At 67.9% G+C, this 7,633-nt stretch carries 5 protein-coding genes and 1 pseudogene; 1 reads left to right on the top strand and 5 read right to left on the bottom strand.

What is annotated here, in order from left to right; genetic code table 11:
• Positions 1 to 1,110: pseudogene (locus A5625_RS23995) on the bottom strand (hypothetical protein); the annotation flags it as partial.
• Between the two features lie 21 nt (positions 1,111 to 1,131).
• Complete coding sequence (locus A5625_RS23990) at positions 1,132 to 2,415, bottom strand: DUF3068 domain-containing protein (RefSeq protein ID WP_197516211.1); 1,284 nt, start codon at positions 2,413 to 2,415, stop codon at positions 1,132 to 1,134.
• 186 nt (positions 2,416 to 2,601) lie between these two features.
• Between A5625_RS23990 and A5625_RS23985 the strand changes: the two genes are divergently transcribed.
• Positions 2,602 to 3,771 carry an acyltransferase gene (locus A5625_RS23985; RefSeq protein WP_232003805.1) on the top strand — a complete coding sequence of 390 codons (1,170 nt, stop codon included), beginning with the start codon at positions 2,602 to 2,604 and terminating at the stop codon, positions 3,769 to 3,771.
• 79 nt (positions 3,772 to 3,850) lie between these two features.
• On the opposite strand, the gene A5625_RS23980 is transcribed toward A5625_RS23985, so the two are convergent.
• From A5625_RS23980 to A5625_RS23970, 3 genes are all read right to left on the bottom strand, one after another.
• Positions 3,851 to 4,873 (bottom strand): methyltransferase, encoded by a 1,023-nt coding sequence (locus A5625_RS23980; protein ID WP_067000065.1) that lies wholly within the window; start codon positions 4,871 to 4,873, stop codon positions 3,851 to 3,853.
• A gap of 207 nt (positions 4,874 to 5,080) precedes the next feature.
• Positions 5,081 to 6,562 carry an AMP-binding protein gene (locus A5625_RS23975; RefSeq protein WP_067000062.1) on the bottom strand — a complete coding sequence of 494 codons (1,482 nt, stop codon included), beginning with the start codon at positions 6,560 to 6,562 and terminating at the stop codon, positions 5,081 to 5,083.
• Entirely contained in the window at positions 6,555 to 7,535 is a 981-nt protein-coding gene (locus A5625_RS23970; protein ID WP_067000060.1) for a phosphotriesterase, read from the bottom strand. Before A5625_RS23970 ends, A5625_RS23975 begins: the two co-directional genes overlap by 8 nt.
• Positions 7,536 to 7,633: the final 98 nt, after the last annotated feature.

The raw sequence follows: 7,633 nt of genomic DNA, 5'->3' as shown, positions 1-7,633 counted from the left end.
CCGGTGGCGGTGCCACTGCTGATGCTGGCCATGGTCTCGGTGCTGATCCCGGCGGCGCTGGCCACCGGCCCGGGCGTGGCGCTGCTGAGCACGATCGTCGACACCGTGCCCGGCTTTGGAGTGCTGCGCGACGGGCAGAAGTGGGTCGCGCTGGCGATGCCCGGCTACGCCCGGGCCGGTGGCCAGCGCCGCCGGGATCAGCACCGAGACCATGGCCAGCATCAGCAGTGGCACCGCCACCGGGCGGCGGGCGATAGTCGGCAGGCCCACCGCGACCACGCCCAGCAGCACCACGGTCGACAACACCGCGAAAAGCGTGGTGCGCGAACCGGGTACGGCGTCGCTATTCCAGATGCCGCCGAGGCCGGCCAGGCTGGCCAGGGTGCCCAGCCCGGGCTCGGCGCGGGGCGCGAACGCTTCGACCCCCAGCCGGTTGGCTGCCGCGTGGGCGGTCAGCGACGAACCCATCACCGAAGCGGTCAACCACGGCGACGCCGCCACCAGCGCGGCGCCCAACGCCGCCGCGGCGCACCTCCAGCGCGGTCGGCCGGCACCGGTCACCGCAACGCAGACCAGCGCCACGGTCGCGGCGAGCAGCAGCCCTGTCGGGGTCAGCCCGGCCAGCGCGATCCAGAAGGCCAGCCCGGCGAATCCGAACCGGCTGGCGTCCGTCGTCCGCAGCGTCAGCATGGCGGCGGCAACCCAGGGCAGACACCCGTAGCCGACCAGCAGGCTCCAGTGGCCCTGCAAAAGCCGTTCTGCGACATAGGGATTCCAGATCGCCACGGTGGTGGCAACGAATTGGCCGGCGGCGCCCGCGCAGGGCAGCGCGACCGCGACCAGCCGGGCCGCGCCCCATCCCGCCAGCCACAGCCCGAGGACAAGCAGCGCCTTGACGACCACGCCGCCGTCGACCAGATGGGAAGCCAGCGCCACCGCGAAATCTTGGGGGGTAGCGCGCGGCGCCGCTGTCAGCCCCAGCGCGGTATCCGACAAATACGACCGGGGCGTCGACACCGCGTCACGCAGTAACAGGTATCCGGGCCCCAGCAGCGGCCCGACTACCAACAGCGCCAAGACCAGTGCGTACCCGGGCCGGGTCCAGCGCACGGCTAACGCATCCGAGCCGGGCTATTCCCGGTCGTGCGGGGCGGACGGATCGCGCTCGGCCGGCCCCGCCTCGGTGGGTTCGTCCGGGCCGGGTGGCTCGGAGCCGGGCCCGGACTCCTGGCGCGCCTCGGGACGCTGGGTGGGCAGCTTCTCGGTTTCGGCTTCGGCGCCGGGCACCGGTTCTTCCAGGCCGCTGCGGCCGAAGAAGTCCTGGTCGCCCCTGTCCAGACCGGGGTCGGTCAGCGCGCTCTCGCTGCGCAGACTGAACGAGGCGAGTAGCCCACCGCCGACCAGCGCGATCAAGCCGACCGCGGTGAAGGTGATCGGCAGCACCCGCGACCACAGCGCCAACCGGTCGCGCTCATCGCGGGCCGCGTTGACCTGGGATTCGACGGTGTCTTCGTTCGAGGTGACCTTGTAGTCGGCCAGCGTGAGCTCCGGCTTGAGCGGGTCACGGGCGAAGTAGTGGTGGGCATGCTCGGTCTGCTTCACGATGGTGCCCGACACCGGGTCCACCCAGAATGTGCGCTGCGCCGCGTAGTACCGGGTCATGGTGATCTGCTCGTTCGGGTCCCCACCCTGGACGCCCCACATCGACGCCGACGTGGTCTGCTTGGCGTCCTCGTTCCCGGCCAGCAGCGACGGGTAGGTCACCGGGGCCACCAGCTTGCCGTCGCCGTTGTAGCCGATGTTCTGGGTGAACTTGTAGGTGGTCAGCCCGTTGACGTCTTCCTCGGTGTCGTAGTTGACGTCGAACGCCTTCTGCGCGATCGGATCGAAATAAGGGTAGGTCTTCTTCTCGGTGTGGAACGGGAACCGGTAGGACAGCCCGTCGTGCCGGAGCGGCATCGCGGTGGGCGGGTTCTCGTCGTTGACCGCACGCGGCTTCTGCACCGAACCGCCGGTGTGGGCGTCGTCGGAGACGGCCAGCGCCGTCCTGCGGTTGAGCGTGACGGTGTCGACGATTGCCAGCAGCAGCCCGCTGTCCTTCTGCTTGTCGGTGCGCCGCAACGAACTTCCGACCTGAAGCGTGACCACGTCGGCGTTGGCGGGCGACTCGACGCTGATCTGCTGCTGGGCGACCAGCGGCACGTTCTGGTTGACGACGACGTGGTCGGTCGACAATGACGCCGAGTCGAGTGCGGTCCCGGTGCCGTCACTGATCAGCGTGGCGTCGATGTCCAGCGGAACCTTGGTGATCCTGCTGGTGGTGTATGTCGACAACAGCAGCGCGGCGATCAGCAGGGCAGCTCCGAGTCCGATGATCCCGCATGCGGCGAACCGCAACATGACTGCTCGGTTCACGTCGCTGTGCCCTCCTCATTCCCTTGGCTTTTTTCACCCGCGACCCGACCCGAGCGAGCTGCCCGGGGCAAACTCGTTCGACCCTAACAGCAGAAAGTAAGGCAGCGACTTACGAACCTGTCGCGCGCGCGGACGGGCCCCTCGGGTGTACCCACTCGCCGGCCAACGCGGCACAGGCAAACTGTGATGGTGAGCGATGACCAGCGGGTGGGCGGGGTGCGCAGCTTCCTGCCGGCCGTGGAGGGTATGCGCGCATGCGCGGCCATGGGTGTGGTGGTCACCCATGTCGCGTTCCAGACCGGGCATTCCAGCGGCGCCTGGGGCAGACTGTTCGGCCGCTTCGACCTTGCCGTGGCGGTGTTCTTCGCGCTGTCGGGTTTTCTGCTGTGGCGCGGACATGCCGGGGCGGCAAGGAATCTGGCAGCACGTCCCCGCACCGGCCACTATCTGCGGTCCAGGGTGGTCCGTATCATGCCCGCCTATCTGGTCGCCGTCGTCGTCATCCTGTCGCTGTTGCCCGACGCCGACCACGCCAGCCCGACGGTGTGGCTGGCCAACCTGACTCTCACCCAGATTTACGTGCCCCTAACCCTGACCGGCGGGCTGACCCAGATGTGGAGCCTGTCCGTCGAGGTCAGCTTCTATCTGGCGCTGCCGATCCTGGCGTTGCTGGCCCGGCGTCTGCCGGTGCGGGCCCGGGTACCGGCGATCGCCGCGCTGGGCGCCCTCAGCTGGGCGTGGGGCTGGTTGCCCATCCATGCCGGGTCCGGCACCAATCCGCTGAACTGGCCGCCGGCCTTTTTCTCCTGGTTCGCCGCCGGCATGCTGCTGGCCGAGTGGGTGCACAGCGGCATCGGGTTGCCACACCGCATGGCTCGGCGGCGTCTGGTGATGGCCGCCGTCGCGCTGGCGGCCTACCTGATCGCGGCGTCGCCGCTGGCCGGTCCCGAAGGCCTGGTGCCCGGCACTCCGGCCGAGTTCGCGGTGAAGACCGCGATGGGCTCGGTGGTGGCCTTCGCGCTCGTCGCCCCGCTAGTGCTGGACCGGGTCGATACCCCGCATCGCATCCTGGGGACCACCGCGATGGTGACCCTGGGGCGCTGGTCCTACGGCCTGTTCGTGTGGCACCTGGCGGCGTTGGCCATGGTGTTCCCGGTGCTCGGGGTGTTCCCGTTCAGCGGCCACATGCCCACGGTTTTGGTGTTGACGCTGATCTTCGGTTTCGCGATCGCCGCGGTCAGCTACGCCCTGGTCGAGTCACCCTGCCGAGAAGCGTTGCGCCGCTGGGAGAAACGCGAGAAGCCGGGTGCAACGGCCCAGCCGGTCGACGCCGAGGCGGACGCGATCGCGCCCTGAGTCCGGTGCAGTCCATTGCCCTCTGGCATCGAGGCTCTGGGATGCGCCGTGTAACGGTCCGCGGTAGGTGGCGCGCCTGCTAACTGGGCACGGCTTCGATGACACAGAGCGGTCCTGCCGTCTGCACCACGCGCTGTAGCCGGAAGCCGCCACGTTCAAGTAGGTCGGTCCACTGCTTGAGGTCGCGTTCCAGTGCACCGGCCATCACCAGCATCTCCATATCGGCGAAGTGGCCGAGGAATTCGCGGTCATGATCCGGTATCACCATTTCCAGCAGCAGCAGTTTCGCACCCGGAGGGGCCGCGGCTTTGATGGTGCCCAGGATCGCGATGGCCTTGTCGTCGGGCCAGTCGTGGATGACGTTCTTCATCACATAGGCGTCAGCGGACGGCACGCTGTCGAAGAACGAGCCGCCCGTCACGGTGACTCGGTCGGCGACACCGTGCGCGGCCAACACACGTGGCGCTCCCTCGACTGCCTCGGGGAGGTCGAACAGCACGCCGCGGGCATTGGGGGCGGCGGTGAGAAGGGACGACAATAACCGGCCGTGGCCGCCGCCGATATCGGCGATGACGCCGAAGTTGCTGAAGTCGTACGCCGCGACCGCCGCTGCCTCCAACACTGACGACGTAGAGGTCATGGCGTTGTTGAAGATCTCCGCGAACTCAGGGTCGTCGCGGAGGTAGTCGAAGAGGTCCTTTCCGAACACTTTTGGGGGATTCGGCTCTCCGGTGCGCACCGCATCGGCCAGCCGTGTCCAGTTCGCTCGGTGCTGCGGGGTGCCGTAGAACAGGGCGATCCCATGTGTCGAGATCGGCGAGTCGGTGCGCAATGTGTCGGCCAGCGCGTTCAGTGCGAAACGGCCGTCGCGACGCCTGCGAAACACGCCGCGGCTGATCAGCAACCGCATCAGTCGCGCCACGCTGTCCGGGTCGGCCCCGACGCGGCGCGCCAGCTCCTCTTTGGTCAAGGGGCCCGCAGCCAGCGCGTCGGCGATACCCAGTTGCGCGGATGCCGAGATGGCTTGCGACAGAAAGCCCCCAAAGATCATGTCGATGACAGTGATCGGCGGAGGTGACAGTCGCTGGTATAGCCGCCCCACGTGATGACGGACTCGCTCGACCGCCCGAGCCACCCGGGCGGGCGGCAGTTTCGGGGTTGATGTCGGGGACTTAGGCGGCATCGTTCTCCAATACCTAGTGGTTACAGACGATTACAGAGTCGACGAAGCAAGTATTCCTTCTAGAGCATTTTCGCGCGGACTGTCGTATGTGTTAAGGGCCCATGGCGGCCCTGGAATCGGTGCGGGTCAGCCGGCTTCCGCGGCCGCCGAGCGCTGCATGATCTGAGCCCGCACCGCCGACCGGCGGGCCTTACCGGCGTCGTCGCGCAACGGGGTGTCGACGAACTCGACGGTGTGCGGCACCTTGTACCCCGCCACCTGCTCGCGCAAAAATTCCTGCACGCCCGCGGCGTCCAGCGCGGAGCCGTCAGCGGTGTGCACCAGGGCGTAGGGCACCTGCCCCAGATCACCGCCGTTCGGGTCGGGCACGCCGACGACCAGACAGGACAACACGTCCGGGTGCGCCGACAGCGCGTTCTCGATCTCGGCGGGATAGACGTTGCGGCCGCCGACGGTGAACATGTCGACCCGCCGGTCCGAGAGATACAAGAACCCGTCGGCGTCGAAATAGCCGAGGTCGCCCAGCGAGTCCCAGCCGTCCCGGCTTTTCGCGGTGGCGCCCACATAGCGGTAAGTGGGCGCGCTGTTAGGGCCGGGCCGCATGTAGATCTCGCCGACCACGCCGGGCGGGCAGGGATTGCCGTCGTCGTCGAGCACCTTCATCTCCCCGGCAACCACTATCCCGACCGAGCCGCGATGCCTCAGCCATTGGTCCCCGGAGATGAACGTCAGCGCCTGTAATTCGGTGCCGCCGTAGAGCTCCCAGACTTTCTCCGCGCCCAGCAGGTCGATCCATGCCTGCTTGATGGCGGGCGGGCAGGGCGCCCCCAGATGCCAGAACCGCCGAATCGACGACAGGTCGTAGCAGCCCGGGTCGGCCTGGTACACCGGCAGCGTCCGCTGCATGATCGTCGGCACCGTCGTGAGAAAGCTGACGCGATGGTCGGCGATCAACCGCAGAAACTGCACCGGGTCGAACCGGCTCATCAGGACCAGGTGATGGCGCATCAACAGGGCGATGGTCGCGGTGGTGAAGCCGGTGTTGTGCGACAGCGGCACCGGCACCAGGGTGGTGTCGCCCTCCTGGGCGCCCAGCGGATAGCCGATCGCCGACGGTATCCGGCTGTCGCCGCCGGATTCGATCAGCTTGGGCCGGCCGGTGCTACCCCCGGACCCCATCGCTTTCCACACCGGCGACACCGCCTCCGGCAGTGCGCCGTCCGACAGCGCCGGATCGGGGTCGAAACCCGCTGGCACACTGGGGAAGTCGGGGTGCTCGCGGCCCACCAGCAACGCCGGCGGCCGCAACTCGAGCAGGCCGGCCAACTCGGCGGCCGGCAACCGCGCGGACAACGGCTGCGGCACCGCGCCCAGCTTCCAGCACGCCACCGCGGCCTGGATCCACTCGACCGAGTTGGGCAGCACCATCGTCACGTAATCGCCGACGCCCACGCCGCGCTCGGCATAGGCACGCGCCAACCGGTTCGTCGAGGAGTCGAGTTCGGCGCGGGTGAGGGTGAGGCCGTCACAGGTGACCGCCGGCTCGTCGGGAGCGAGTTCGGCCAGCGCCGAAATCTGCGTACCGATCGGCGGGATCGGCTCACTCATACGCGCCCTGCCGCTCGAAGATGCGGCGCGGATTCTCGACCAGCATGGTGTGCAGCTGCTCGTCGGTGACGCCGCGTTCCTTGAGCGCGGGGATCACGTCGTTGTGGATGTGCAGGTAGTGCCAGTTCGGCATCACTTGTGACACCAGTTCGTGGGGCAGCGCGTCGAAATAGCAGTTGGCGTCGTGCGAGAGCACCATCTTGTCGGCATGCCCGCGCTCGCACATCTGCACCACCGTGTTCACCCGGTCCTCGAACGGCAGGAACGCGTCGATGCCGAAGCGGTCCATCCCGAGATAGGACCCGGCGGCGATGAGCTCCTCGAGGTAGCCGATGTCGGTGCTGTCGCCGGAATGCCCGATGATCACCCGGCTCAGGTCGACACCCTCTTCTTCGAAGATGCGCTGCTGTTCGAGACCGCGGCGCAACCCGGCGTGGGTGTGCGTGGAGATCGGCACCCCGGTGCGCTTGTGCGCCTGGGCGACCGCGCGCAACACCCGCTCGACGCCGGGGGTGACGCCGGGTGTGTCGGTGGCGCACTTGAGGATCCCGGCCTTGATTCCGGTGTCGGCGATGCCCTGCTCGATATCGCGGACGAACATGTCCGTCATGATCTCCGGCCCGCCGAGCTCGCCGCCGGGACCGAGGTAGTGGAAGTACATCGGCACGTCGTTGTAGGTGTAAAGACCGGTTGCCACAACGATATTCAGCTCGGTCGCCGCGGCGACCCGGGCGATCCGCGGGATGTAGCGGCCCAGACCTATCACGGTGAGATCGACGATGGTGTCCACCCCGCGGGCCTTCAGCTCGTTGAGCCGATTAATGGCGTCAGCGACTCGCTGTTCCTCGTCGCCCCACGCTTCGGGATAGTTCTCCGCGATCTCGGTGGTCATGATGAACACGTGCTCGTGCATGAGGGTTACGCCTAACGCAGCGGTATCGATGGACCCGCGCGCGGTATTGAGTTCTGACACCAGACTGATGCTAGGGCGGCCGGCACCCGACCAACAGGGTCGTTTTGTTACAGGTAGCCCGGCGGCTGCCCTATTGCAGTACCGTCACCCTCGTCTTC

It is taken from the genome of Mycobacterium sp. 1465703.0 (assembly GCF_001672975.1).
Classification (GTDB): domain Bacteria; phylum Actinomycetota; class Actinomycetes; order Mycobacteriales; family Mycobacteriaceae; genus Mycobacterium.
This window is presented reverse-complemented; position numbering and strand designations above follow the sequence as displayed.

What these genes read in the sequence shown, in the direction of transcription:
- A5625_RS23985 (WP_232003805.1), top strand. Translation starts at nt 2,602, where the DNA reads ATGGTGAGCGATGACCAGCGGGTGGGCGGGGTGCGCAGCTTCCTGCCG.
- A5625_RS23975 (WP_067000062.1), bottom strand. Translation starts at nt 6,562, where the DNA reads ATGAGTGAGCCGATCCCGCCGATCGGTACGCAGATTTCGGCGCTGGCC.